A 24,296-nucleotide genomic window follows, 5' to 3' on the forward strand; every position below is an offset into this window, starting at 1 on the left:
TTCGGTTATGTATGGTTGCATACATAACCGACGAAGGGTGCCAGGGTGACCAGTCCCCGCGACCGCATGGTGGTCTCCGCAGCGCTGCTGATCCGGGAACGTGGCGCGCATTCGACCGCGATTGCCGACGTGCTGGCGCACAGCGGTGCGCCTCGCGGCTCGGCCTACCACTACTTCCCCGGCGGTCGCACCCAACTGTTGTGCGAGGCAATCGATTACGCCAGTGACCGGGTGGCCGCACGGCTCGACAAGGCCCGCAGTGCCCTCGAACTGCTCGACGGGATGATCGCCGGATTCGGTAAACAACTCCGCGGCAGCGACTTCCGGGCCGGGTGTCCCGTCGTCGCCGTCGCTGTCGAGGCCGGCGATCCGCAGGCAGACGTCCCCGGTCCGGTGCAGGAACGGGCCGCCGCCGCGTTCGACCGCTGGACCGGACAGATCACCCGCCGCCTGCTCGACGACGGAGTCCGAGCCGAACGCGCCGAGGAACTCGCCATGTTGATGACCACGGCCATCGAAGGGGCGGTCGTCGTCGCGCGCGCCACCCGCGACGTCAAACCACTCGACCTGGTCCATCGTCAGCTCCGTGAACAGCTGACGGCAGCAGTTCGTGGCCGAGAAGGGACATCAGAGTGACCGTTGACGAATGGCAACAGACTGCGTGCATCCTGTGTGAGTGCAACTGCGGCATCGTCGTGCAGGTCCAAGACCGCACACTGGCCAAGATCCGCGGCGACAAGCAACACCCGGCATCACGCGGATACACCTGCAACAAGGCTCTGCGGCTCGATCACTATCAGAACAACGCCAACCGTCTCACCTCTCCCATGCGGCGGCGGTCCGACGGCAGCTACGAGCAGATCGATTGGGACACCGCGATCACCGAGGTGGCCGAGGGTTTGCGCCGGATCGCCGAAAGCCACGGCGGCGAACGGGTCTTCTACTACGGTGGCGGCGGCCAGGGCAACCATCTGGGGGGCGCCTACAGCGGGGCATTCCTGAAGGCGCTGGGTTCGCGGTATCGCTCGAATGCCTTGGCGCAGGAGAAGACCGGTGAGGCCTGGGTAGACGCCCACCTCTACGGCGGGCACACCAGAGGAGAGTTCGAGCACGCCGAGGTGTCTGTGTTCGTCGGCAAGAACCCGTGGATGTCGCAGAGTTTCCCACGAGCACGGGTGGTGCTCAACGAGATCGCCAACGATCCGGGCCGATCCATGATCGTGATCGACCCGGTTGTCACCGACACCGCCAAGATGGCCGACTACCACCTGCGGGTCCGGCCTGGTACCGACGCCTGGTGCCTGGCGGCAATGGCGGCCGTCCTGGTTCAGGAAAACCTTTGTGCCGAGACATTTCTCGCTGAGCACGTCACCGGGGTCGATAAGGTGCGGGAGGTGCTGGGCGAGGTCGATGTCGCCGACTATTCGCGCCGCTGCGGGGTGGACGAGCCACTGGTGCGCGCCGCGGCTCGCCGGATCGCCGGTGCCGCCGGCGTCGCGGTGTTCGAGGATCTCGGTGTCCAGCAATCGCCCAACTCCACACTGTGCTCGTATCTCAACAAGCTGCTGTGGATCCTCACCGGCAACTTCGCCAAACGCGGTGCCCAGCACCTGCATTCGTCGTTCGCACCGCTGTTCAGCAAGGCCGGTGTCGGACGCACCCCCGTCACCGGCGCCCCGGTGATCGCCGGGTTGGTGCCCAGCAACGTGGTGGCGCAGGAGATCCTGACCGATCACCCGGACCGGTTCCGCGCGATGATCGTCGAGAGCAGCAACCCGGCGCATTCGATCGCCGATTCGGCTGCCGTACGCGCCGCGTTGACCGAACTCGAGCTGCTGGTGGTCATCGACGTGGCGATGACCGAGACCGCTCAGCTCGCCCACTACGTCCTGCCCGCGGCCACCCAGTTCGAGAAGCCCGAAGCGACGTTCTTCAACCTGGAATTCCCTCACAACACGTTCCATCTGCGGCACCGGTTGTTCGAACCGCTGGAGGGAACGCTGCCGGAACCCGAGATCTGGGCGCGATTGGTGCGCGCGCTGGGAGTCGTCGACGACTCCGAACTACGCCCGCTTCGCAAGGCCGCCGAGAACGGGCTGGAAGCGTTCTCCGCGGAGTTCCTCGCCACCGTGGCGGCCAACCCGGCTCTGACCAAGGTGCTGCCCTACGTGCTGTACGAGACGCTTGGCGCGACGCTGCCCGAGGAACTGGCCGGTGCGGCGGCGCTTTGGGGCCTGGCCCAGAAGGCGGCCATGACCTATCCGGACGCCGTGCGCCGCGCCGGGCATGCCGACGGCAACGCGTTGTTCGAGGCGATCCTGGCGAATCCGTCGGGAGTGACCTTCACCGTCCACGAGTACGCCGACGATTTCGCCCTGATCGGCCACCCCGATCACAAGATCGCCCTCGAGATGTCCGAGATGCTCGACGAGATTGCCGCCCTGCGTGCCGACCGGCCGCCGCTGACCAGCCGCGAGTATCCGATCGTGCTGTCCGCGGGCGAACGCCGCGCCTACACCGCCAACGACATCTTGCGCGATCCCGCGTGGCGTAAACGCGATGCCGACGGCGCGTTGCGGATAAGCGTGCAGGATGCGCGCGAACTGGGGCTCGTGGATGGTGGTCGGGCCCTGGTCACCACCGCGGCGGGCCGCGCCGAGGCCAGCGTCGAGATCAGCGAAGCGATGCTGCCAGGGCATGCCTCGCTGCCCAATGGCTACGGCCTGGAACACCCAGACGGCGACGCGGTGCGGGTGCGCGGCGTGGCGCCCAATGCGCTCACCTCGACCGAATGGCGCGACGCCTACGCCGGAACGCCGTGGCACAAGCACGTCCCGGCCCGTATCGAACGGGTATAGCCGTCAGCCTGCGGGCGGTGGCGCCGGTTGCGGTCCGGGCGCGAGCCCGGGCGGGGGCGGCGCAGCCGGGTCGAGCGGGCGTTGCGCCAGGAGGAACAGCGCCTCGTTGAAGGTGACGTCCTGGGTTTGCATGGCGTGCCAGATGTCGCGCAGATAAGACACCCCACGGCCCTGCTGGGGTCCGACCGGGACATCGCTGGTACCCGGGGGAAGGTTGTCGGGGCTCGCCAGGTGCGGTGTGCCCTCTGGAGTGTCCCCAGCCGGCTCGCCAACCGCCGGTCCGGGCGGCGGTGGTGCCGGATCGGCGACGGCGGACGGGGCCGCCACGAGGACGGCGAGACTCGCACCGCAACAGGCGGCGACGCCTGCTGCGCTTCTGATAACCGAACTGAGCACCGCGATCCCCTTTCCTCAGGCTTAACGGGTACTTCTGCGGACCCGGCCTTCGTGTTACACCTGTGGCGGATGTGTTCCTGGCATATCCAGTGGAACACGTGTCAGTACATCGCGCTGGAAGTTTTCGGGAGTTTCCGAAACCCGCGGCGAACAGAACGTTTCGTGGTGTAGCAATGGGTTACGCGAACTAGACGCCGTACCGAGGAGACACCCTGTGGTCGTCATCGATCCCGCCCTGCACCTGCCACCCGGCTTCGATTTCACCGACCCCGACATCTATGCCGAGCGGCTGCCCGTCGAGGAACTCGCCGAAATGCGCAAGCTGGCACCGATCTGGTGGAACGAACAGCCGGTAGGAACGGGCGGGTTCGACGACGGCGGATTCTGGGTCGTCACCAAGCACAAGGACGTCAAAGACGTATCGGTCCGCAGCGACGTCTTCTCCAGCCTCGAGAAGACAGCTCTGCCGCGCTACCGCGAGGGCACGGTCCCGCAGCAGATCGACCAGGGCAAGTTCGTGTTGCTGAACATGGACGCGCCCCATCACACGCATCTGCGCAAGATCATCTCGCGGGCCTTCACGCCGCGAGCGGTCGAACGCCTGCGCGGCGAGTTGGCCGAGCGGGCGCACAACATCGTGCGGACCGCCGCCGCCGAGGGCACCGGAGACTTTGTCGAGCAGGTGTCGTGTGAACTGCCGCTGCAGGCCATCGCCGGCCTGATGGGCGTGCCCCAGGACGACCGCAAGAAGCTGTTCGACTGGTCCAATCAGATGGTCGGCGACCAAGATCCGGAGTTCGCGACCAACGACGCCATCAGCGCGTCGGTCGAGTTGATCACTTACGGCATGCAGATGGCGGCCGAGCGCACCAAGAACCCCGGTGAAGACCTGGTGACCAAGCTCGTTCAGGCCGATGTCGAGGGCCACAAGCTCTCCGACGACGAATTCGGGTTCTTCGTCATCCTGCTCGCAGTGGCCGGAAACGAGACCACCCGCAACTCGATCACCCAGGGCATGATGGCCTTCACCGACCACCCCGACCAGTGGGAGTTGTTCAAAGAACAGCGGCCGACCACCGCAGCAGACGAGATCGTGCGGTGGGCCACGCCGGTGACGTCGTTTCAACGCACCGCACTCGAAGACACCGAACTGGCCGGGGTGCCGATCAAGAAGGGGCAACGGGTGGTGATGTTCTACCGCTCGGCGAACTTCGACGAAGACGTCTTCGACGACCCGTACACCTTCAACATCCTGCGCGACCCCAACCCGCACGTGGGCTTCGGCGGTACTGGTGCGCACTACTGCATCGGCGCCAATCTCGCGCGGATGACGATCGACCTGATGTTCAACGCGATCGCCGATGAGATGCCCGACCTGACACCGCTGTCCGAACCGGAACGGCTGCGGTCGGGCTGGCTCAACGGCATCAAACACTGGCAGGTCGATTACCGGGGCGATGCCGGCGCGAAATGTCCTGTCGTGCACTAGTGCTCGGATAGTCGATGATGGAACGCCAATAGTCCTCACCGATCTCGGTGTTCGACCGCAGCACCATCGCCAGACCGGTGGCCATCGCGATGCCGAGCACTCCCAGCCACAGCCCGGCCAGCGCGATCACGATCCACAGGACCGTGGTCAGCGTGGGCCATGGTGACACGATCGCCAGCACCGGCGCGAAGAAGAAGCCCATTCCGACGTACCACGCCGAACCGGCACGATCAGCTGTCATCACGAACCGCAGCCAGCGGGGAACCGGACTGCCTGCCTGCTGTACCCGTTGCATCGTCGTCTCCTCTACTCGTCGACGCCTTCACCGTCGCGCGTCGGGGTAACCGGTGCAATTACCTGTCAGGTAGTGGCCGTCCCGCACCCGATGGGCGACACTCGGGTTGTGACCAGCGCAGCAACTCAGACGTCCATCGGCTCGCTCATGCGCGAGTGGCGTCAGCGTCGGCGGATCAGTCAACTCGATCTGGCCATCGAGGCCGACGTGTCGGCCCGCCACGTCAGCTTCATCGAGACCGGCCGGTCGGTGCCGAGCCGGGCGATGGTGCTGCGCCTTGCCGAGGCGCTGGACGTGCCACTGCGCGAACAGAATCAACTTCTGTTGGCGGCCGGCCTGGCTCCGGTGTACGCCGAGCGGGCTATCGATGACCCCGACATGGGTCCCGTGCGGGAAGGGGTCAGCCGGGTGCTGGAGGCCTACAACCCTTTTCCCTGCGTGGTGGTCGACCGCGGATGGAATTTGTTGCAGGCCAACGCCGGTAGCGCACTCATGCTCGACGGCGTCGCCCCGCACCTACTGGCCCGGCCGAACGCCTTGCGCATCACCCTGCATCCGGACGGCATGGCGCCGCGAATCCGGAACCTGGCCGAATGGCGTCACCATCTGATCAGCAGGCTGCGGCGCGAGGTGTCGGTGAGCGGTTCCGCTGAGCTCGCCGAGCTGTTGGCCGAGATCGAGTCCTACCCCGGCGGATTGGAGCCGATCCGCGACCTCGGCGGGGTGGTGGTACCGCTGGAGCTGGCGACTCCCGAGGGCCAGACGTTGACCTTCCTGAGCACTGTGACGACATTCGGCACCGCACTCGATCTCACCGCCGCGGAGCTGAGCATCGAAGCCTTCCTGCCGGCCGACGAGCGGACTGCCGCCGCGTTGCGTTGAGGCAGACAGAAGTGAATTGGTCTTACCACTTGACCTCTTACCGCTCCCGCGGCACGATAGGCGCATGGTCCTGCAACCGGTCAACCGCCGATCTGTGCCCGAGGACGTCTTCGAGCAGATCGTCGCCGAGGTGCTCAGCGGTGAGATGCAACCCGGCGAGTCGCTACCCAGTGAGCGCAAGCTCGCGGAGGTCCTCGGGGTATCGCGCCCCGCGGTACGGGAGGCGATCAAACGCCTTACCGCGGCCGGCCTTGTGGAGGTGCGCCAAGGCGACGCGACGACGGTGCGCGACTTCCGCCGGCATGCCGGTCTGGATCTGCTCCCCCGGCTGCTGTTCCACGCGGGCGAACTCGACGTCTCCGTGGTGCGCAGCATCCTGGAAACCCGACTGCACAACGGACCCAAGGTCGCCGAGCTGGCCGCCCTGCGCCGGAAACCGGACCTAGTCGAGCTATTGGAAGCCGAGCTGCGCGCACTGGAGACCGAGCAGGATCCGATCGCACTGCAGCGGCACGCGATGATGTTCTGGGATCACGTTGTCGACGGCGCGGATTCAATCGCATTCCGGTTGATGTACAACACTCTTCGCGAAACCTACGAACCGGCGTTGCCTGCCTTGGCCACCATGATGGCCGAGGAGGTCGGCCGGCCCGCCGCCTACCGCCGCCTCGCCGTTGCCATCGCGGCCGGCGAGCCCGCCACGGCCCGGCAGGCTGCCCAGGATCTGCTCGAGCCTGCTACCGGAGCGCTGCTGCGCGCCTTGACAGCGCTGGAGGAAAGCTGATGGCGCACAAGGACTTCACGTTGCGCGACGCTGCACGGGAATTCACCAGACACCCCTCCCCGTGGATGATCGGTGTGACACTGGTCATCGCGGTGAGCGCCCGGGTGGCGACCGAGGACTGGCAGCTGAGCGACGCGGTGGTACCCGTGCTGATGCTGACCGTGTTCCCCTTCTTCGAATGGATCATTCACGTGTTCATATTGCACTGGAGGCCAAGGACTTTCGGCCCCATCACCATCGATTCGATACTGGCACGCGACCACCGTCGACACCATGTCGACCCGCGCGACATACCGCTGATATTCATCCCCTGGCGGGCACTGCTGTGGATTCTTCCTGCCGCGGTTGTGATTACGCTGCTGGCCTTCCCACGCCTCGGCCTGGGCTTGACGTTCCTGGCGTTCCTGACCGTGCTGGGCCTGGGCTACGAATGGTGCCATTACCTCATCCATAGCGACTACAAGCCGAGAACCGCTGTGTACCGCGCGATCTGGCGCAACCACCGTCAACACCACTACAAGAACGAACACTACTGGTTCACGGTCACCAGCTCGGGTACCGCCGACCGCGTCCTGGGCACGTGCCCCGACCCGGCATCGATTCGGACGTCACCGACAGCCAAGAACCTGCATGCGACTACGACTGCACGATGATCGGGTCGCCCACACTGACCGTGTCGTAGTACCAGGACGCGTTGTCCGGACTCAGGTTGATGCACCCGTGGCTGACGTTCTCATAGCCCTGTGACCCCACCGACCACGGTGCGCCGTGCACATACACTCCGCCCCAGGTCACCCGCACCGCATCGTAGACGGTGAGCTTATATCCCTCGGGATCGCTGAGCGGAATGCCAATGGTCCGCGAATCCATCACCACGACAGGCTCTTTGCCGAGTGCAGTGAAAGTCCCCCGTGGTGTCGGGAACTTCGACTTACCCATCGACGCCGGCATTTCGCGCATCACCTCGCCGTCGATGCTCACGGTGAACGTGTGGGCGTCGATGTCAGCGACCCCGAGCACCTCGGAACCCGTTTCGAAACTGGTCTTGGCTCCTCCCACGGTCACCGACATCTTCGAGTGGGCGGGCCAGAACTGCTCAGGCGACCACTGCATGACATCGTCACTGAGCCAGGTGAATTCACCTGTGGGGGTGGCCGGCGAGGTGATACGCAAGCTGCGCTCGGCCGCCTGGCGATCGGTGACCGGCGCGGTGAACGTCACCGTGACAGGATGCGCGACGCCGACCACCGTGCCCGCCGCCGGAGTAATCTCCGCAACCGATTGGCCGGTGCTCACGGCGGCCGCCGCGACGTTAACCGACGTGGCGAGCGCGACAACAGCTACACCGATCACCGCAAACACCTTCAGTACCGAGCCGCGAACGGATCCGGGTATAGGCCATTGAGTGCTCAGCATTCCTCCAGTGTAGGTCGTGGTCGCGGTGGCACCGGTTAGGCGCAGGTCAGGGCCCGCCGCTGCGGCAACAGAACGACGACGTGAGTAGCCCATGGTCAATTCATCGACTCGGCATGTCAGAACGTTTCATCCGGCGTCGACCGGTACCGTTGCCGAACTGCGGGCATGCGCCATCAGTGCGTATCCGAAGACTACGAATACCAGCCCGAGCAGCGCCACGTTGGTCAGCACTCCCCATTTGCCGACAGCGCCCGGATCCAGGAAGTAATACGGCACGCGGCGTCGTCCACTGCTGAGCACCAGCAACGCGAGACCGATGTACGCAACCGGATAGAGCAGCCAACTCAGTGGTTGCCACCACCGGATAGCGCCCTGTACACCACGCGCCAGCAGCCATTCTCCGACGGCGAGAATGGGTACCAGCACATGCAGAAGAAAATTCGCCGGCGTGTATCCCATGCTGACGTCGGTGAGAAAGAGATTCCAGATCACGCCCGCCACCAACACGTAAAGGACAACAGCGCCGCGCAGCCCGGCCTTGGCATCGGCGTGCCGCGAGACCAAGGTCCACGAATAGAACGCCGCTGCCAGCAGATTGGCCTGATATGTGAATGTGATCAGGCGCCACGCCACACCGGATCGGGTTGACAACTCGACCAGAACGACGGCCAGCACCACAGCGGCGACAATCCCGATCCGCAGTACTGTCCGTACCGCCGCTGCATTCACCGAATCGAGAATAGCCGAGCACTCAGGGCGGAGGCGGGAACAGTTCTGGCGGAGCGACCCCCGGTGGCGGTGCGACACCGGGTGGCGGTGCGACCCCCGGTGGCGGTGCCATACCGTCAACCGGTTGTTGGCCAGGCACAACGGGTTCGCCGCGGAGGCGATCACGGATTCGAGTCAGCAACCCCGGTTTCCGCTGCGGGACCGCCTGGATCTCAGGCGGAGGCGGGACTATTGGCGCAACGGCGGTCGGCACCGGTGATCCGGCGTCGGCCGGCATCCCGGTCGGGGCAGGTTCGACTACGAACTCCGGTACCTCGGTCTCGACTGGTATTGCTGTCGGCTGCTCGCTGTAAACCGGCGGAATCTCTTGCACCGGTTCAGGAACGGGAGGTGCCGGAATCACCACGGGCGGTACGTGGCGTACCGCAGCGGGCGCCCCGGTGGTACTGACCACCGGACGGGACTCCCGCGGAGCCGACTCCTGTTGGGGGGCACCGTGCTGACTGATCGCCAGCGACAGGGAGATGACGAATGTCACCATGCCGACCACCAGCATCGCCGCCGGAACGAGTTCGGCTGCGGTCCAGCGTCTCCGCAACATGCCGGTGGTGGCCGCCATGGACGCCGACCGACCCCCTCCTGCTGCAGCCAGTGCCGCTCCCCGGGCCAGCGCCATGCCGTGTTCGGCGGGTGTGAACACCGGAATACCCAGCGCCGCCTGAAGTTTCGGCATCAACGCATCGAAGTCGACTGCCGAGCCGACAACCACCAGCGCGTCCGGCCCTCGCTCCGCTGAATGGAAGAAGTCACCGAGCCATCCCGTCAGCTCCGGCACGGTTTCGATGCCGTGCATCACCGCAGTCTGCACCGGTGCGTCGCCGGGGCTCGCCGTCAGGGCGAGCACCACCTCGGGTTCGATGACGCAGACCACGGTGGTGTCGAAGCCCACGACGTCGGCGATCCCACCTGCCAGGGCATCGGTAGCCTGCCGAAATTGAAGCGGCACGGCATCCGGGAAGCCGGCATCAGCCAGGGACTCCAGCAGCCGGGTTGCCTCGGTATCGGCACCGTCGCACCACGTGACCCCGATGGAGCGCAAGCAGTAGCCCTGATCAGCGGCGACAGTTGCGGCCCGTGCCACTGCGGCGACAATCCGATCGCGAACCTCGGTTTCCTGGGACAGCTCGAGACGGGCGATGTCGAACGTTTCGTGGTCGATGGTTGCGCCATCGGCCCCCTGGCCCTCGACCAGGACGAAGCCGACAGTGGACGGGGTCATACAGACGCCGAGCACCGCGTCCACATGCACCCCCTCGGAGCTGTGGCCACGAAAACGGTGGTCCGCCGGAGCATCGCCAAGGACCGCGGACCTGAAAATTGTGGCCGTCGTCCACCTGTTCGGACGTGACATTACCGGTGCCCTCGACCACAAGTACACCTTGCGCCGCGGTGACGGGCGCGGCCAAATGTGCTGTGCCACAGAACGCAGTGGACACAGCCGGGCATCCGTTTGCCGACGAACGGGCGAAATTCCACGCGGGCGGCCACCGGCGTGGCAGGGTGACCGCATGGCGGCAGTGCAGGACGCACCCCAGCGCACGATCTTCGGCCATCCGATCGGGCTGGCCAATCTGTTCGGGGTGGAGCTCTGGGAACGGTTCTCGTTCTACGGGATGCTCACCATCCTCGGCTACTACCTGTACTACACGGCCACCGACGGCGGCCTGGGGTTACCGCAGAGCACCGCCACCGGGATCGTCGGGGCCTACGGCGGGTTGGTCTACCTGTCAACAGTGTTGGGCGGATGGGTCGCCGACCGATTGTTGGGAATGGAACGCACCGTGTTCTACGGCGGTGTCGTCGTGATGGCCGGCCACATCGCACTGGCCCTCATTCCGGGACTCGGGGGCGTCGGGATCGGCCTGGTGCTGGTCGCGCTCGGCTCAGGCGCACTGAAAGCCAACGCCTCGTCCCTGCTGGGCACCCTCTACGCCAAGGACGATCCGCGGTGCGACGGTGGCTTCACCCTGTTCTACCTCGGCATCAACCTGGGCGCCTTCGTCGGTCCCCTGATAACCGGGTTGCTTCAGACCCGCGTCGGCTTCCACTACGGGTTCGGTGCTGCAGCAATCGGCATGGCCCTGGGCCTGGCCCAGTACGTGGTGTTCCGGCGCAACCTTGGTTCCCACGGCCGGATCGTCGCGAACCCGTTGCCGTCCAACGCAATCGGTAAAGTGGTCGGTGCCGTCGTTGCACTGGCGCTGATCGTGGCGGCCGGTTTCCTTTCCGGGTTGGTGACGCTGGCGAACTTGTCCCAAGTCACCACCGGGGTGATCGTGCTGGCCTCACTGATGTACTTCGCGGTGATGCTGACCAGCGCCAAGGTGACTACCGTGGAAAAGACCCGGGTGCGCGCGTTCATCCCACTGTTCATCGCGAACGCGGTGTTCTGGTCGCTGTTCCAGCAGATCTTCACGGTGCTGGCCGTGTACTCCGACGAGCGGATGAACTGGTCCATATTCGGCTGGACCGCACCGTCGAGTTGGATCGGCTCCATCGAGCCGGTCTGGATCATCGTGCTGTCACCGCTTTTCGCGATGCTGTGGACCCGAGTGGGCAAACGCGCCCCGACCACCCCGCGCAAATTCGCCTACGGCGTCATCGGAATGGGCGCGGCGTTCCTGCTGTTCCTGCCGATGGCAGGCACCACCGGTAAAGCCGTGCCCGCGCTGTTGGTGGCCGGCATCATGGCGGTGTTCGCGATATCGGAGCTGCTGCTGTCACCGATCGGTCTGTCGGTGACGACAAAGCTTGCGCCAGAAGCATTCCGGGCGCAGATGATGGCGCTGTACTTCTTCTCGGTCGGCCTGGGCACCGCGATGTCCGGCGTCCTGGCCCAGCGCTACGACCCGGCACACGAGTTCGCCTACTTCGGAATCCTTGGAGTAGTCGCCATCGTCGCGGGCCTGGTGGTGTTCGCGTTGTCACCACGGATCTCGCGCCTGATGGAAGGCGTGCATTAACCGCCCGACAGGATGTCGGCCAGCAGCGGTGGCTCGATGTTTCCACCGGACACGATGACAACCGTCGGCCCGGCGGGAGCCACCACCTTGCGGTAGCCGGCCAGCGCCACCGCCCCGCTGGGCTCGGATACCAGGTGTGCGCGGTTTGCCAATTCTGCTACCGCGCAGCGAATCTCATCCTCACTGACCGTGATGACATCGTCGAGAACGCGTTGCAGATGAGCGAAGGTCAGCTCCGACGGTGTCGAGCGCAGTCCGTCGGCGATTGTTCGGTTACGTTGAGCCACCGGCCATTCCACGCGGTGACCGACGGACAGAGCCTCGGCGGTGTCGGCCGCGAGTTCGGGCTCGACGCCGAACACCTTGGCCTGCGGGCACAACGCGCGAATCGCGGTGCCGATTCCAGATGCCAGGCCGCCACCGCTGACCGGAATCAGAACTGCGGCGACATCGGCGAGGTCCTGTGCGATCTCCAGGCCGATGGTGCCCTGGCCCGCGATGATGTCCGGGTGATCGAAGGGCGGTATCAGCACACCCCCGGTACTTTCCACCAATTCGGCAGCGACCTGCTCGCGCCGGCCCGCGCCGCACAGCACCACCTGCGCCCCGTGTCCGCGGGTGGCCTGCACTTTGATGTTGGGCGTTTCCTCCGGCATCACGATGTGGGCCGACACCCCGTAGGCCGCCGCGGCGTAAGCGACGGCCTGTGCATGGTTCCCGCTCGAATACGCCACAACTCCCCTCGCCCGGATGTCGGGATCGAGGTGGCCCAGCGCATTGAACGCGCCACGAATCTTGAACGCGCCGATCGGTTGCAGGTTTTCCGGCTTCAGCCACAGCGGACGGTCCGGGTCTCCCCAACCGGCGGGCAGCAGTGGGGTACGGACGATATCGGCGGCGATACGCTGCGCCGCATCGCCGATATCGTCGATGGTCACCAGTTTCACGACGTCCAGTCTCACCTGTCGCGTCCGGCGGTCAAAATGCGCCCGCAATCAGTAACGTCGTGGCCGCCCCGCGATCACTTACCGTGGAGCGACAACGCGTCGAATCGGAGGATGATTACGTGAGCGGGTTCAGCTTTCCGATCGTTCCGCGCTACGCCGAGATCGACCAGCAGGGAGTCGTTTTCAACGGCCACTACCTCACGTGGTTCGACGAAGCCTTCTCGGGGCTGCTCGACCACCTGCAGGTGAGCTACCCGGGCCTCATCGCCTCGGGCTACGACGTGCAGGTGGTCCACAGCGAGATCGACTACCTGGCGTCGGTGCGGTGGCGCGACGCCGTGCGGGTCGCGGTGACCTGCGAGCACATCGGCACCACCAGCTTCACTCTGGGTTTCACGGTGCTGGGCGCCAACCCTGACACCCCGGAACGGCCCACGGTGCGCGGCCGCAACATCTACGTGGTGGTCTCGACCGCCGACTGGACCAAGCAGGCAGTCCCCGAACCACTCCGCAGCGCACTCAATTCCGTTGCCCTGGTGGGCTACTGAACCGCCGCTGCGTCACCGAGACTTGACGAGCGTGAACTGGCAGACGTCGGTGTAGCCCTCACGGAACAGCTCGGCGCAGCCGGTCAGGTACTTCATATACCGCTCATACATCTCTTCGGACTGCAGCGCGATTGCGTCGGCCCGGCGCGCCCGCAGAGCAGCGGCCCAGATGTCCAGCGTCTGCGCGTAGTGCGGCCGCAGCGACTGGACGCGGTTCACCTGGAAACCCGCCCGCTGCCCGTGCTCCTCGACCTGTGCGACGTACGGCAGCTCACCACCGGGGAAGATCTCGTCCATGATGAATTTGAAGAATCGCAGCTTGCGCATGGTCAGCGGCAGCTTGCGCTCTTCCATCTGCGCGGCGCTGGGCTTGGTGATGCTGTGCAACATCATCACGCCATCATCGGGCAGTGCGGAATGGGCCATGCGGAAGAAGTCGTCGTAGCGGTCCGCGCCGAAATGCTCGAACGCGCCGATCGAGACGATGCGGTCAACCGGCTCGTTGAACTGCTCCCAACCCGCGAGCAACACTCGACGCGACCGCGGGGTGGTCAGCGCGTCGAACGTCTGCTGGACGTGCGCCTGCTGATTGCGGCTGAGTGTCAGGCCGACGACGTTGACGTCGAAGCGGTCGATCGCGCGGCGCAGGGTCGCGCCCCAGCCGCAGCCGACGTCGAGCAACGTCATACCCGGCTGCAGACCCAGCTTGTCCAGAGAGAGGTCGATCTTGGCGATCTGCGCTTCCTCGAGCGACATGTCCGGACGCTCGAAGTACGCACAGCTGTAGGTCTGGGTCGGATCGAGGAAGAGTCGGAAGAACTCGTCGGACAGATCGTAGTGTGATTGGACATCATCGAAGCGCGGTGTGAGAGCCACGACATCGGCGGTTTTATCTGGCACGGCAGCCTCTGACATGTGATGGTGCTTACTGGAGTTCCCCAATTGCCAGGGAACACTCCCCCGTCGATATAGCACAGAGTTCGGAGATTACCCCACGTAGCTGAGAACGTTGAATCCCCAGTTCATAGGTAGGACAATCGTCGATGATCGGTTTACCGACCGAGCCGGAGGACATGATGCAGGCCAACGATCACTCGTTCGATGATTTCGCGCCCGAAGCCGACGCGGTCGAACAGCTCATACCGGTCGCGGTTGACGAGGACGACGAGGCGGCGCTGGACCCAGTCCTGACACGGATCTCGCCGTCGGCGGATGCCGACGAGGCAGACCTGTTGGAACAAGCGATGGTCGTGCCGCTCGACGACGAGCTCGCGTTCGAACGCTGACCAGGAAGGACTCCACATGCGGTTACCCGAGGCACTCGAGCGTCTGCCTTCCGATGCAGATCCGTCCCGGGTGTTCGGTGAGCCGTATGTGACGCCCGACGGAACCACGGTCATTCCGGTGAGCAAGATCCGGCACCGGCCCGACAGCGGCCGGTTCGTCGCCCGACCGCTCGGGGTGTTCGTGGTCAAGGACGGCAAACCCACCTGGGTGGCCGCGGTGGACTCCACCCGGATTGCGTTGCTGGGCGAACTGATCGGCCTGGCGGCAGCCACCCTGGCCACCCTGGCTATGGTGCGTCGTCCGCCGTGGCCGGATCTACGCGGCGATGTCTCGCGGCGAACCTGACCGCAGCACCGAGCGAAACCAGCACCGGCAGAGCCAGCAGCCACGGCAAGGCGCCGTGTTGATGGACCCAGCCGGCCAGCGCACCCTGTATCCGGCCGGCGGCGGCGATCACCGGGTCATGGGGACTGCCGTCGAGCGTGAACAGCCGGATCTCGTAAAACCCGTAATAACCGACGTAGACGCCGACCGCGATGAGCAACGCGCCGCTGATCCTGTTGACGTACGGGACTATTCGGCGCATCCGGTCGACCACGACCGTGCTGGCCAACGCCGCCGCGACCGCCAGCACACCGACGATCAGGGTGAACCCTGCGGCGTATGCGGAGAACACGGCGATTCCGTGCAGTGGCGTGTCCGATTTCAGCCCCGCCCCGGTCACCGCGAGGAACGGGCCGATGGTGCACGACAACGAGGCCAGTGCGTAGCCGACGCCGTAGGACAGCATCGAGCCCAGTCGGGCCGTCGGCGCCCAACGGGCGTTGTGGGCCAATGCACCCGGGATGAGCAGACCGAGGTGTCGTCCGGCCAGCAACCAGCATCCGAGCCCGATCAGGGTCAGCCCGATCACCACCGTCACATAGGGCAGATAACGCTGAACGGTGCTCGCGGCGGCGACTGTGAGGGCCGCGAATGTGCCGAAGACCGCGATGAATCCGACGGCCATCGCGATCGTGGCGCCCAATGCGCGAGTCAGCGCCCGCCACCCTCCCGTCGTGGCGCCACCGCGCACCACCAGGGCGAGATATCCGGGCAGCAGCGCGAATCCACAAGGGTTCAGTGCAGCGACCAGTCCGGCTCCGAACGCCAGCCCCAGCAGATCGTGCTCCACCCCGGTGCTAGCTGCTCAGTTCGGCCACCCGGCCGGCCAACTCCTGTTGCGGCATAGCCGATGTCGGGTTGTTGACGAACGTCGAGGAGCCGTCCGGTCGGTAGAACACGTAGGCGGGTTGCCACGGCACGTTGTAGCGGGCCCAGATGGATCCGTCGGCGTCGTTGAGATTGGTGAAGTTCAGGTTGTACTTGTCGACGAAGCTCTGCATCGCCGCGACGTCGGAGCGGGCCGCCACACCGACGAAGGTGACCTGCGGGTTGGCTGCGGCAACCTGACTCACCGAACGCGCCTCGGTATTGCAGAAGGGGCACCACGGCGTCCAGAACCACAGCACCGCCGGCCGGCCGGCCAGACTCGCGCCGTCGAACGACGCACCCGACAGCGTCGTGCCGGTGAACTGCAACCGGTCGTCGGCGACCGCGGTGGGCGCCGCAACCAGTGTCAGGGCGACCGCGGCCGTGGCCACGACGCCGGCCAGGCCGAAGGTCAACGATTTGGGTTTCCGCCGGATTCGGATCCTCATGGCACCATCTCCTTTGCTCAGGGTGTAGCGCGCGTGCGTACCGCACACCCCATAACACGACGGTAGGCACGTTGGAGTTCATCGGTGCGGGATTTGCCACGACTTCAGTTCTGCCGGGGCAGCAGTTCGGCGGCGAACCGCTCCAGAAATCGATCGACCGGCCCTGTCGGCCTGATGACGAATTTGGTCAGACCGGCCGCCAGGTACCCATCGAGCTGGCGGTGCAGCGCCGGCCAGTCCGCGGCGACGAGGTCGGCAGGATCCACGTCGGGCCTGCGGCGGCGCACCGCATCGAGGACCTCGTCGGGCAGCTCTCCGTCACCGACCGCAAGGCTGATGCCGTAGTGGTCGGGTTCGATCGCCCGACCCGCTGCGGCAGCTGCACGCTCGATGGCTTGTCGCGCGCGGGCGGCCTCGTCGGGGGTGAGGAAGCTGCCGAGCCAACCGTCGCCGTACCGGCCGATGCGTGAGAGCGCGGCGGGCCCCGAGCCACCCAACCAGATGTCGATGGGTTGGGCGGGCACGGGCTGGACCCGAGCGGACTGCACGGTGAAGAACTCTCCGTCGAACGACACTTCTTCCTGCTGCAGGACAGACCTGAGCAGGTGTAGTGATTCGTCGAAAACCGCCCCACGACGGTTGTCCGGCACCACGAAGACGTCGCGTTCGGCGCTCAGCGCCGAATGCAGCCCGAACACCGGCAGCACCCGTTTGGGCGCGAGCGCGGCGAGCGATGCCAGTTGTTTGGCCACCAGCACCGGATGGCGGCCCGGCAGGATCGCCACCGAGGTGCCCACCTTCAACCGCGTCGTCCGGGCCAGGGCATAGGCCATTCCGACGAACGGATCCACCGCCGATGTGTAGACCAGTTCGGAGAACCACAGCGAGTCGATTCCGGTGTTCTCCAGCTGATCGACGATGCCCGCAAGCTCGGCCGGGCCGGTGTCCGCGCCGAGTCCCACGCCGAACCGGACTTTCATAGCTTCGAGTGCCATACCGACTCCCAACGCCTTTCGGCCGCCTCTTGTGCCCCGTCTGTCCGAGGTTCACAGTTAGAAAATGACCGAACAATGGATTCAAGGTTGCTTGGTCCAGCGGATCTCATTTCACGATGGGCTGGTCCTCAACCTGAATGACTACAACGAAGTCGTCGTCTCGGTGCCTTTCGACCTGACCCTGCCGGCCATCGGCCACAACGAATCCGAAGTGGTGCCGATCGACCCGAAAGCGTTGCGCAATGAAGTTCGACCGTTGTTCGACTTCGCAGGCCAACGTTGCACCTACGCCGACTGGGATGACAAGGGCGGGCTGCATCTGCGGTTCTCCGACGGGCACCGGATCGATGTGCGCGCTGACGAACGCCACACCTCGTGGGAGCTGTACGGCAAGTACCACGGCTACGCCGCGTGCCTGCCGCACGGCCGCGTCCGCGTCGTGCGGCACGACGTTGAGGATGCTGAACTCGATGAGCGGGAAAGCGGCTGAGCGTCGTTCCGACGGGTTCACACATAGTGTGACCGCATGCATGCTTCAGTGACGGTGTCCATGGCGGCACCGGCCGAACGAATCTGGGATCTGGTCGCCGACGTGCGCAACACCGGCCGCTTCTCGCCCGAGGTGATGGAAGCCGAGTGGCTCGACGGGGCGACCGAACCAGCGATGGGCGCCCGCTTCCGCGGCCACGTCAAGCGCAACGAGATGGGGCCGGTTTACTGGACGACATGCCGGGTCACCGCATGCGAACCCGGCCGAGAGTTCGGCTTCGCGGTGTTGCTCGGTGACAAGCCGATCAACAACTGGCACTACCTGTTCACACCGCGCGCAGACGGCACCGACGTCACCGAGTCCTTCCGACTCAGTGCGTCGGTGCCGAACCGGCTGTTCTGGGCGGTGGCCGGCCCGCTGCGCAAACGACGCAACATCCGCGACATGCGCAAGACGCTCGAACGCATCAAGGCAGTCGTGGAGTCCGACGCGGTTTAACGGAATCCGACGCCGAAAATCGGAACCCAGACGCCGAAGAACCACACACCCCACTGGCGGAAACCGTTGTCCCAGACGGGATTCAGGTTGTACCCCCAGTAGTTGATGGAGTGCGGCAGCGGTCCATTCCAGTGCACCGGGGGCGGCGGTCCCCAACCCCACGGCGGCGCGCCTCGGCGGTCATCCCACCAGTCGTGGCGGTTGTTGGCCCACCACGGACCCTTGTCATCCCAATGATCGCGGCCCGGTCCCCGGTCGAAGTCGCGGCCTGGTCCTCGGTCGTGTCCTCGGTCGAAGTCGCGGCCCGGTCCCCGGTCGTTTCCTCGGTCGTGTCCCCGGTCGAAGTCGCGGCCCGGCCCCCCGTCGCAGAACGGGAAGCAACCGTCGTTGTCATGCCCGGGCTTCAGCGGGGCCGGCGCGATAGGGCTTGCCGACGCTGCCGGGCTACCGAACGCCGTGACACCGAATCCGAGCGCGCCGACGGTCAACGTAGCCGCCACGAACTTCGACAGTGTCGTCTTGGAACTCATCCACAACCTCCTGGTGCAGTGACCCGGGCGCCGGCCATTCCCCCCTGGCCGGGCGCCGCACGCCTTGCGGTTTCACCGCGGTGAGACGTTCACCCCTGTGACATATCGGGGCAGGTGGCGCAGGCGTTACTGCGTACCTCACTTCGCGTTGTGCGACAAGGCTGTTCGAACGGGAGGTAGGAGAGTTTCAGGTGGTTCTGCTGTGTCCGATGTGGCGCGGCGCATCATCGAATGCGGTGGCAAGCGCCGAGGCGGCTCTACTCTGGCTGAGTGGGTATCACACCGCGAGTCAATGGGGCAGCTCCGCCGGACGTGCCGCGCTCGGAGATCAATCTCGGGTCCTGGGAGTTCTGGAGTCTCGACGATGAGGTGCGCGACGGCGCGTTCACAACGCTACGCCGGGAAACGCCGATCTCGTTTCACCCGGCCTTCGAACAAGAGGGCTATCCGCAAGGACAAGGGCACTGGGCCGTCACCCGGTACGACGACGTGTTCTACGCCAGCCGCCACCCGGAGATCTTCAGCTCCGCCGGCGGGATCACGATCGGTGATCAGACCCCGGAGCTCGCCGAGTATTTCGGCTCGATGATCGCCATGGACGATCCGCGCCATACCCGGCTGCGCAACATCGTGCGCAGCGCGTTCACCCCGCGAGTCCTGGCCATGATCGAGGATTCGGTGCGCGACCGGGCGCGCCGCCTGGTGGCCGAGATGGTGGCCCGCAATCCGGACGGCCATGCCGAGTTGGTCACCGAACTCGCGGGGCCACTGCCGCTGCAGATCATCTGCGACATGATGGGCATCCCCGAGCAGGACCACCAACGGATATTCCACTGGACCAACGTCATTCTGGGTTTCGGCGACCCGGAATTCACGACGGACTTCGACGAGTTCATCTCTGTGGCGATGGACATCGGCGCCTATGCGACCGCCTTGGCCGACGAGCGCCGGTCGGCGCCCACCGAGGACCTGACGACCAGCCTGGTGCAAGCCGACGTGGATGGTGAGCGGCTGACCTCGGCCGAAGTGGCGTCCTTCTTCATCCTGCTGGTGGTCGCGGGCAACGAAACCACCCGCAATGCCATCAGCCACGGTGTCCTCGCACTCTCCCGCTATCCGGAGCAGCGCCACGCCTGGTGGTCGCGGTACGACGAGCTGGCTCCGACCGCCGTCGAAGAGATCGTGCGCTGGGCGTCCCCGGTGAGCTACATGCGCCGAACCGTCACCCGCGACACCGAACTCGGTGGGACACCGCTTGCCGCGGGAGACAAGGTCACGCTGTGGTACGGCTCAGCCAATCGGGACGAGTCGAAGTTCGCCGACCCGTGGATGTTCGACATCGCGCGCCACCCCAACCCGCACGTGGGGTTCGGCGGCGGTGGTGCGCACTTCTGTCTCGGCGCCAACCTGGCGCGGCGCGAGATCACCGTGGCGTTCGAGGAGCTGCACCGCCAGATGCCAGACATCACCGCTACCGAGGAACCGGACCGGCTGCGGTCGGCGTTCATCCACGGCATCAAGCGACTGCCGGTGTCCTGGCGCTAGACCTTCAGATATCGCGGTGGTGTGTGGCGATGGTTTGTCGCGCCGTGGCGCGGGCACCCCATACGAAGCAGCACATTCAAAGGACGGAGGATCATGCACTCCGAACGTTTTCGGCCCCTGTTGAGCTCACCCGGACCGTACGCATCGGTGTACTTCGATGTTTCGCATGACACCGAGGACGCCACAGCCCAGATCGACCTGAAATGGCGAGCCTTACGCGAAGAACTCGAACGCCAGGGCGCCGGACCCGAGCTCATTCGGCCCTTGGAGGAAGCCGTCACCGAAATGCGCCCCGCGATCGGCCGGGGCGCCCGCGCCATGGTCGCCACTTCCGACGGTGTGCTCCTCGACGAGCAGCTCACCCGGCAGGCGGGCACGACCGTCGTTCGGGTCTCGGAACTGCCGTACCTGCTTCCGGTCGTCGAGCACGGCGTGGAGCACCCGAGCTACCTGGTGGTCGAGGTCGACCACAGCGGTGCCGATATCGAACTGCGCCTCGGCGGCGTGGCCACCACGCACACCGTCGAAGGCGGCAGCTATCCGGTGCACAAGGCGAGCGGCGCGGACACCGCCGGCTACGGCGATCCTCAACCGCGTGCCGAGGAAAGCCGGTCGAAGAACATCCGTGTCGCGGCCGACCGGGTGACCGAACTCGTCGACGACGCGGCACCGGAGGTGGTGTTCGTGGTGGGCGAGGTGCGGTCCCGCAATGACCTGGTCGCAGCGCTGCCGCCGCGTGTGACCGAACGGCTTGTCCAATTGCAGGTCGGCGCCCGGCGCAGCGGGTTCGATCGCCATGATCTGCAAAACACCATCGACAAGCATCTCGAACAACGGCGCGCCGATGCGACCAACCGTGTGGCCCAACGCTTCTCGGCTGAAATCGGCCGCAAGTCAGGCTTCGCGACCCAAGGGCTGCCCGGAGTATGCGCAGCGCTGCGCGACGGCGCGGTCGAGACATTGATTCTCGGCGACGTGGGAGACGCCACCGTGGTCACTGCCGACGACGTGGCGACGGTCGCCCCGAATGCCGAGGTGCTGTCCGAGTTGGGCGCTGCGCCGACTCACACCTTGCGCGCCGATGAAGCGCTGCCGGCGGTCGCGATCTCGGTGGGTGCCGACCTGATCGAAGCAGCTGAGGGCAAGTCCCCCACCGATGGCGTCGGCGCGGTGCTGCGGTACGCACCGCGCACGGCCGCTGGAGTCACCTGACAGTCAGGGTGCCCACCATCGCCGGGTGATAGATGCAATAGAAGGCGTATTCGCCGGGTTCCGACGGTGCGGTGAGCGTCGCGCGTTGTTTGCCGTCGACGTGGACGTCGAACAGATCCGCGGTGCGCGACGTCACCGAATGTTCCACCTCGTCATTGTTGACGATCGTGATCTGCGCACCCGGCGCGACCGTGAGCCCGCCGCTGAAGCCCATGCCTTCGATCGTGATGGTGGGACCGCCGGGGGCCGGCTCAGCCGTCGGACTCGCTTCCGTCGGACTCGCTTCCGTCGGACTCGCTTCCGTCGGACTCGCTTCCGTCGGGCTCGCCGTCTGCGTGGCCGCGCCGGGATCACTCACCTCTGTGTCCGACTGTCCACATGCCGCCGCGAACAGGCACACGGCCGCGCCGAACGCCCCGCAGAACATCGTCATCCGCTTCATCAGGACCCCCTGAGTTCGTTCGTTGACGATTATCGGCCCGGCGACGGCGAGAATTCTCCGGTTTGGCCGATCTATACTGCGCGGTCCGCCTCAGCGCGCTCCCAGAACGCCGAGCATCCCGGCCGCTGCGCGCGGCCAGGTGAACTGTTCGGCGCGCAGACGGGCGCTGTTGCGCCGCTGTGATTCGGGCCTGCTGATCACCGAGGTGACGGCATGGGCGATGGCTCGGGCATCGTTGTCGGCCGTCGCGCCGCTGTCCGAAGTGAGGATCTCGGCGAGGGCCGACGTGCGCGACACCACCGCCGGGGTGCCGCATGCCAGCGCCTCGAGCGCGGCCAGGCCGAAGGTCTCATGCGGGCCGGGTGCCAGCGCCACGTCGGCCGAAGCCAGGATCGTCGCGACAGTGTCGCGGCAACCGATGTATCCGGTGAACGCCACCGGTAACCGTGCGGCCTGACGTTCCAGCCGGGCCCGCATCGGCCCCTCCCCGACCACGACCAGCCGTGCATCGACTCCCGAATCACGCAGTGCAGCTACGGTATCGATGCTTCGGTGGGCATGTTTTTCCACCGACAACCTGCCGCAATGCACCAGCAGCGTCTGCCCGGCGACGGCCCACCTGCTACGCATCTGTGTACACCGGCGGCTGGGATGGAATTGCTCCAGATCCACCCCGAGCGGCACGGTGGCGACGTTTTCTGCGCCGATCCGGTCGAACTCTTCACGGGCGAATGCCGTCGTACACACCACGGCGTCGTAGTTCGCTGCGGTGCGGCGGTTGGCGAAGTTGGCGACCGCGCGGGCCATCGGCGGCGGAAGCACCTGTCCGACAAGCCGATCCAGCCGTTCATGAGAAATCATCACCGTGGCGACGTCGTGCCGTCGGCCCCAGGGTCCGAGCGAACGCAGGGTGAGCCGGTCCGACACCTCCAGCGCGTCGGGCTCCAGGCGGCGCAGCAATGATGTGACCGGGCTGGGCAGGACGGCGCGGTATCCCCCCGTGAACGGGATCAACCTGGCAGGCAGCGAGATCCGCACAACGCCGCTGGCCAGTACGTGACGCTCCGGATGCGCGCCCGGAACGATCAGGTACACATCGTGGCCGGCCGCACAGTATTCCGCGCCCAGGCGATCCACCGCGGTACGCAGGCCACCAGAACGCGGGCCGTAGAAGTTTGCGACCTGGACAACCCGCATTGCACGATCAGATCCGGGCCGTGTGTGCGGTCAACAACGCGACCCCAACGGATGACTGAACAGCACCTGAACTCCGCGGCGAATGGCTCAGGCGAGGTGGGCGGCCAACCAGTCCTGGACCCGGCGCCAGGCGTCCTCGGCCGCGGCGGCGTTGTAGCGGTCCCCGGTGTCGTTGAAGAACGCGTGGTTCGCATCCGGTTCGGTGACCAGCTCATGTACCAGCCCGGCCTTCTCCAGGGCGGCTCGGGCAACCGGCTCGGTGGCGTTCACCCGCTGGTCCAGCGCGCCGTAGAACCCGAGCACGGCCACGTTCCTCGACCCGGAGAAGTCCGGATTGTCCGGTGTCGGCCCGTAGAACGGCACCGCCGCCGCAAGCTGCGGTACACCCGAATCCAGCAGCCGCCATACATACCCACCGCCCATGCAGAAGCCGACTGCGGCGACCTTTCGGTCACCGACCCGCCGCTGCACCTCGTCGATACCCGATTTCAGGTTGGCGAGCGCCTCCTCGGGTGCGATCTTGCTCAATGCGGCGGTCGCCTCGGCGGGGTCGGTGAATGTCGAGGTTCCGCCCTGGGCGGACAGCAGGTCGATCGCCAGGGCCGAGTATCCGATGCCGGCGAACCGCCCGGTCACCGACCTGATGTAGTCGTTGAGGCCCTTGTTCTCGTGAATCACCAACACCCCGCCCCTTGGGTCAGGTGGCTGGGCCCAGGCCCCCCGTAGTTCGCCCGACGGCCCGGCCCAGGTGACCGGGGCGGTGGGCAATGCGCTCTGCGATCCTGGTGGGGTCACGGCGGCCGTCGGGCTCGACGCAGCCGGGGCCTGGGTAGCTGACGTCTCGGTCGAGGCCGGTTGACGCTCGCCGCAAGCGGCGATCAGTGCGCCGGCCGCGGCCGCGCCCAGGCCAAGCAGACCCAGCCGACGTAACGCCTCGCGCCGCGACAACAAGCCGTCCAGATGATCGGTGGCGATTTCCTCTGCGATGTAACGCTGCAACGGAGTCACCTTCACGAGTATGCGCCGTAATGCT

28 protein-coding genes are annotated in these 24,296 nt (G+C 65.9%); 14 read left to right on the top strand and 14 right to left on the bottom strand.

The genetic code is table 11. The annotated features are described in order from the left end of the window. Positions 1–45 precede the first annotated feature (45 nt). Complete coding sequence (locus tag ABQF30_RS28265; protein WP_448470134.1) at positions 46–636, top strand: TetR/AcrR family transcriptional regulator; 591 nt, start codon at positions 46–48, stop codon at positions 634–636. Further along, the gene (locus tag ABQF30_RS28270; protein WP_448470136.1) at positions 633–2,858 is read left to right on the top strand and encodes a molybdopterin-dependent oxidoreductase; all 2,226 of its coding nucleotides are present in this window, start codon (positions 633–635) and stop codon (positions 2,856–2,858) included. The genes ABQF30_RS28265 and ABQF30_RS28270 overlap by 4 nt, the downstream gene beginning before the upstream one ends. Positions 2,859–2,861: 3 nt before the next feature. Here ABQF30_RS28270 and ABQF30_RS28275 read toward each other — a convergent pair whose 3' ends face one another. Beyond that, positions 2,862–3,185, bottom strand: coding sequence for a dopamine receptor D4 (locus ABQF30_RS28275; RefSeq protein WP_448470138.1), 324 nt, complete (start codon positions 3,183–3,185; stop codon positions 2,862–2,864). 283 nt (positions 3,186–3,468) lie between these two features. On the opposite strand from ABQF30_RS28275, the gene ABQF30_RS28280 reads away from it, so the two are divergent. Beyond that, complete coding sequence (locus ABQF30_RS28280) at positions 3,469–4,743, top strand: cytochrome P450 (protein WP_448470140.1); 1,275 nt, start codon at positions 3,469–3,471, stop codon at positions 4,741–4,743. On the opposite strand, the gene ABQF30_RS28285 is transcribed toward ABQF30_RS28280, so the two are convergent. Next, the gene (locus tag ABQF30_RS28285) at positions 4,682–5,038 is read right to left on the bottom strand and encodes a hypothetical protein (RefSeq protein WP_448470142.1); all 357 of its coding nucleotides are present in this window, start codon (positions 5,036–5,038) and stop codon (positions 4,682–4,684) included. The two genes, ABQF30_RS28280 and ABQF30_RS28285, sit on opposite strands and share 62 nt — an antisense overlap. A gap of 90 nt (positions 5,039–5,128) precedes the next feature. Between ABQF30_RS28285 and ABQF30_RS28290 the strand changes: the two genes are divergently transcribed. The 3 genes from ABQF30_RS28290 (at position 5,129) to ABQF30_RS28300 (ending at position 7,357) form a co-directional block, all read left to right on the top strand. Continuing rightward, positions 5,129–5,920 (top strand): helix-turn-helix domain-containing protein, encoded by a 792-nt coding sequence (locus ABQF30_RS28290; RefSeq protein ID WP_448470472.1) that lies wholly within the window; start codon positions 5,129–5,131, stop codon positions 5,918–5,920. Between the two features lie 64 nt (positions 5,921–5,984). Next, positions 5,985–6,704 carry a FadR/GntR family transcriptional regulator gene (locus tag ABQF30_RS28295; RefSeq protein WP_448470144.1) on the top strand — a complete coding sequence of 240 codons (720 nt, stop codon included), beginning with the start codon at positions 5,985–5,987 and terminating at the stop codon, positions 6,702–6,704. Beyond that, a complete protein-coding gene (locus ABQF30_RS28300; RefSeq protein WP_448470146.1) occupies positions 6,704–7,357 on the top strand; it encodes a sterol desaturase family protein in 654 nt (217 codons plus the stop codon). Before ABQF30_RS28295 ends, ABQF30_RS28300 begins: the two co-directional genes overlap by 1 nt. On the opposite strand, the gene ABQF30_RS28305 is transcribed toward ABQF30_RS28300, so the two are convergent. The 3 genes from ABQF30_RS28305 to ABQF30_RS28315 form a co-directional block, all read right to left on the bottom strand. After that, positions 7,341–8,120, bottom strand: coding sequence for a L,D-transpeptidase (locus ABQF30_RS28305; RefSeq protein ID WP_448470148.1), 780 nt, complete (start codon positions 8,118–8,120; stop codon positions 7,341–7,343). The genes ABQF30_RS28300 and ABQF30_RS28305 overlap by 17 nt on opposite strands. A gap of 126 nt (positions 8,121–8,246) precedes the next feature. After that, positions 8,247–8,849 (bottom strand): Pr6Pr family membrane protein, encoded by a 603-nt coding sequence (locus ABQF30_RS28310; protein ID WP_448470150.1) that lies wholly within the window; start codon positions 8,847–8,849, stop codon positions 8,247–8,249. 22 nt (positions 8,850–8,871) lie between these two features. Further along, a complete protein-coding gene (locus tag ABQF30_RS28315; RefSeq protein ID WP_448470152.1) occupies positions 8,872–10,419 on the bottom strand; it encodes a DUF7159 family protein in 1,548 nt (515 codons plus the stop codon). Between ABQF30_RS28315 and ABQF30_RS28320 the strand changes: the two genes are divergently transcribed. Then, a complete protein-coding gene (locus ABQF30_RS28320) occupies positions 10,418–11,872 on the top strand; it encodes a peptide MFS transporter (protein ID WP_448470154.1) in 1,455 nt (484 codons plus the stop codon). The genes ABQF30_RS28315 and ABQF30_RS28320 overlap by 2 nt on opposite strands. Here the strand turns inward: ABQF30_RS28320 and ABQF30_RS28325 are convergent. After that, positions 11,869–12,819: a threonine ammonia-lyase gene (locus ABQF30_RS28325; RefSeq protein WP_448470156.1), complete on the bottom strand. Its 951-nt coding sequence runs from the start codon at positions 12,817–12,819 to the stop codon at positions 11,869–11,871. The two genes, ABQF30_RS28320 and ABQF30_RS28325, sit on opposite strands and share 4 nt — an antisense overlap. 119 nt (positions 12,820–12,938) lie before the next feature. Here ABQF30_RS28325 and ABQF30_RS28330 point away from each other — a divergent pair, with 119 nt between their 5' ends. After that, positions 12,939–13,367 (top strand): acyl-CoA thioesterase, encoded by a 429-nt coding sequence (locus ABQF30_RS28330; protein ID WP_448470158.1) that lies wholly within the window; start codon positions 12,939–12,941, stop codon positions 13,365–13,367. A 12-nt stretch (positions 13,368–13,379) separates the two neighbouring features. On the opposite strand, the gene ABQF30_RS28335 is transcribed toward ABQF30_RS28330, so the two are convergent. Continuing rightward, complete coding sequence (locus tag ABQF30_RS28335) at positions 13,380–14,267, bottom strand: cyclopropane mycolic acid synthase family methyltransferase (protein WP_448470160.1); 888 nt, start codon at positions 14,265–14,267, stop codon at positions 13,380–13,382. A gap of 143 nt (positions 14,268–14,410) precedes the next feature. Between ABQF30_RS28335 and ABQF30_RS28340 the strand changes: the two genes are divergently transcribed. Both ABQF30_RS28340 and ABQF30_RS28345 read left to right on the top strand, forming a co-directional pair. Next, positions 14,411–14,653, top strand: coding sequence for an Rv3202a family protein (locus ABQF30_RS28340; protein ID WP_448470162.1), 243 nt, complete (start codon positions 14,411–14,413; stop codon positions 14,651–14,653). 16 nt (positions 14,654–14,669) lie between these two features. Beyond that, complete coding sequence (locus ABQF30_RS28345; protein WP_448470164.1) at positions 14,670–14,999, top strand: hypothetical protein; 330 nt, start codon at positions 14,670–14,672, stop codon at positions 14,997–14,999. Here the strand turns inward: ABQF30_RS28345 and ABQF30_RS28350 are convergent. From ABQF30_RS28350 to ABQF30_RS28360, 3 genes are all read right to left on the bottom strand, one after another. Then, positions 14,941–15,828, bottom strand: coding sequence for a cytochrome c biogenesis CcdA family protein (locus tag ABQF30_RS28350; RefSeq protein WP_448470166.1), 888 nt, complete (start codon positions 15,826–15,828; stop codon positions 14,941–14,943). The genes ABQF30_RS28345 and ABQF30_RS28350 overlap by 59 nt on opposite strands. A 7-nt stretch (positions 15,829–15,835) precedes the next feature. Further along, the gene (locus tag ABQF30_RS28355) at positions 15,836–16,354 is read right to left on the bottom strand and encodes a protein disulfide oxidoreductase (protein ID WP_448470168.1); all 519 of its coding nucleotides are present in this window, start codon (positions 16,352–16,354) and stop codon (positions 15,836–15,838) included. Between the two features lie 104 nt (positions 16,355–16,458). Continuing rightward, positions 16,459–17,334, bottom strand: coding sequence for a TIGR03854 family LLM class F420-dependent oxidoreductase (locus ABQF30_RS28360; RefSeq protein ID WP_448470474.1), 876 nt, complete (start codon positions 17,332–17,334; stop codon positions 16,459–16,461). 79 nt (positions 17,335–17,413) lie between these two features. On the opposite strand from ABQF30_RS28360, the gene ABQF30_RS28365 reads away from it, so the two are divergent. Next, positions 17,414–17,839, top strand: coding sequence for a DUF6188 family protein (locus ABQF30_RS28365; protein WP_448470170.1), 426 nt, complete (start codon positions 17,414–17,416; stop codon positions 17,837–17,839). 36 nt (positions 17,840–17,875) lie between these two features. Then, a complete protein-coding gene (locus tag ABQF30_RS28370; RefSeq protein ID WP_448470172.1) occupies positions 17,876–18,337 on the top strand; it encodes an SRPBCC family protein in 462 nt (153 codons plus the stop codon). Here ABQF30_RS28370 and ABQF30_RS28375 read toward each other — a convergent pair. After that, on the bottom strand, positions 18,334–18,867 hold the full coding sequence (locus ABQF30_RS28375) for a hypothetical protein (RefSeq protein ID WP_448470174.1): 534 nt from the start codon (positions 18,865–18,867) through the stop codon (positions 18,334–18,336). The two genes, ABQF30_RS28370 and ABQF30_RS28375, sit on opposite strands and share 4 nt — an antisense overlap. A gap of 270 nt (positions 18,868–19,137) precedes the next feature. On the opposite strand from ABQF30_RS28375, the gene ABQF30_RS28380 reads away from it, so the two are divergent. Beyond that, entirely contained in the window at positions 19,138–20,412 is a 1,275-nt protein-coding gene (locus ABQF30_RS28380) for a cytochrome P450 (protein ID WP_448470176.1), read from the top strand. Positions 20,413–20,505: 93 nt separating this feature from the next. Further along, complete coding sequence (locus tag ABQF30_RS28385; RefSeq protein ID WP_448470178.1) at positions 20,506–21,624, top strand: Rv2629 family ribosome hibernation factor; 1,119 nt, start codon at positions 20,506–20,508, stop codon at positions 21,622–21,624. Here the strand turns inward: ABQF30_RS28385 and ABQF30_RS28390 are convergent. From ABQF30_RS28390 to ABQF30_RS28400, 3 genes are all read right to left on the bottom strand, one after another. Further along, positions 21,617–22,066, bottom strand: coding sequence for a cupredoxin domain-containing protein (locus tag ABQF30_RS28390; protein ID WP_448470180.1), 450 nt, complete (start codon positions 22,064–22,066; stop codon positions 21,617–21,619). The genes ABQF30_RS28385 and ABQF30_RS28390 overlap by 8 nt on opposite strands. 90 nt (positions 22,067–22,156) lie before the next feature. Continuing rightward, positions 22,157–23,263 carry a glycosyltransferase gene (locus tag ABQF30_RS28395; RefSeq protein WP_448470182.1) on the bottom strand — a complete coding sequence of 369 codons (1,107 nt, stop codon included), beginning with the start codon at positions 23,261–23,263 and terminating at the stop codon, positions 22,157–22,159. Positions 23,264–23,350: 87 nt separating this feature from the next. Further along, complete coding sequence (locus ABQF30_RS28400) at positions 23,351–24,271, bottom strand: dienelactone hydrolase family protein (protein WP_448470184.1); 921 nt, start codon at positions 24,269–24,271, stop codon at positions 23,351–23,353. Positions 24,272–24,296: the final 25 nt, after the last annotated feature.

The sequence above is a fragment of the Mycolicibacterium sp. XJ870 genome (assembly GCF_053483975.1).

Coding starts and splice junctions, on each gene's coding strand:
- ABQF30_RS28385 (WP_448470178.1), top strand. CDS start 20,506: ATGCACTCCGAACGTTTTCGGCCCCTGTTGAGCTCACCCGGACCGTAC.
- ABQF30_RS28375 (WP_448470174.1), bottom strand. CDS start 18,867: ATGAGTTCCAAGACGACACTGTCGAAGTTCGTGGCGGCTACGTTGACC.
- ABQF30_RS28370 (WP_448470172.1), top strand. CDS start 17,876: ATGCATGCTTCAGTGACGGTGTCCATGGCGGCACCGGCCGAACGAATC.
- ABQF30_RS28355 (WP_448470168.1), bottom strand. CDS start 16,354: ATGAGGATCCGAATCCGGCGGAAACCCAAATCGTTGACCTTCGGCCTG.
- ABQF30_RS28315 (WP_448470152.1), bottom strand. CDS start 10,419: ATGCGGTCACCCTGCCACGCCGGTGGCCGCCCGCGTGGAATTTCGCCC.
- ABQF30_RS28320 (WP_448470154.1), top strand. CDS start 10,418: ATGGCGGCAGTGCAGGACGCACCCCAGCGCACGATCTTCGGCCATCCG.
- ABQF30_RS28305 (WP_448470148.1), bottom strand. CDS start 8,120: ATGCTGAGCACTCAATGGCCTATACCCGGATCCGTTCGCGGCTCGGTA.
- ABQF30_RS28285 (WP_448470142.1), bottom strand. CDS start 5,038: ATGCAACGGGTACAGCAGGCAGGCAGTCCGGTTCCCCGCTGGCTGCGG.
- ABQF30_RS28340 (WP_448470162.1), top strand. CDS start 14,411: ATGATCGGTTTACCGACCGAGCCGGAGGACATGATGCAGGCCAACGAT.
- ABQF30_RS28395 (WP_448470182.1), bottom strand. CDS start 23,263: ATGCGGGTTGTCCAGGTCGCAAACTTCTACGGCCCGCGTTCTGGTGGC.
- ABQF30_RS28365 (WP_448470170.1), top strand. CDS start 17,414: ATGACCGAACAATGGATTCAAGGTTGCTTGGTCCAGCGGATCTCATTT.
- ABQF30_RS28390 (WP_448470180.1), bottom strand. CDS start 22,066: ATGAAGCGGATGACGATGTTCTGCGGGGCGTTCGGCGCGGCCGTGTGC.
- ABQF30_RS28290 (WP_448470472.1), top strand. CDS start 5,129: ATGGGCGACACTCGGGTTGTGACCAGCGCAGCAACTCAGACGTCCATC.
- ABQF30_RS28295 (WP_448470144.1), top strand. CDS start 5,985: ATGGTCCTGCAACCGGTCAACCGCCGATCTGTGCCCGAGGACGTCTTC.
- ABQF30_RS28300 (WP_448470146.1), top strand. CDS start 6,704: ATGGCGCACAAGGACTTCACGTTGCGCGACGCTGCACGGGAATTCACC.
- ABQF30_RS28345 (WP_448470164.1), top strand. CDS start 14,670: ATGCGGTTACCCGAGGCACTCGAGCGTCTGCCTTCCGATGCAGATCCG.
- ABQF30_RS28360 (WP_448470474.1), bottom strand. CDS start 17,334: ATGAAAGTCCGGTTCGGCGTGGGACTCGGCGCGGACACCGGCCCGGCC.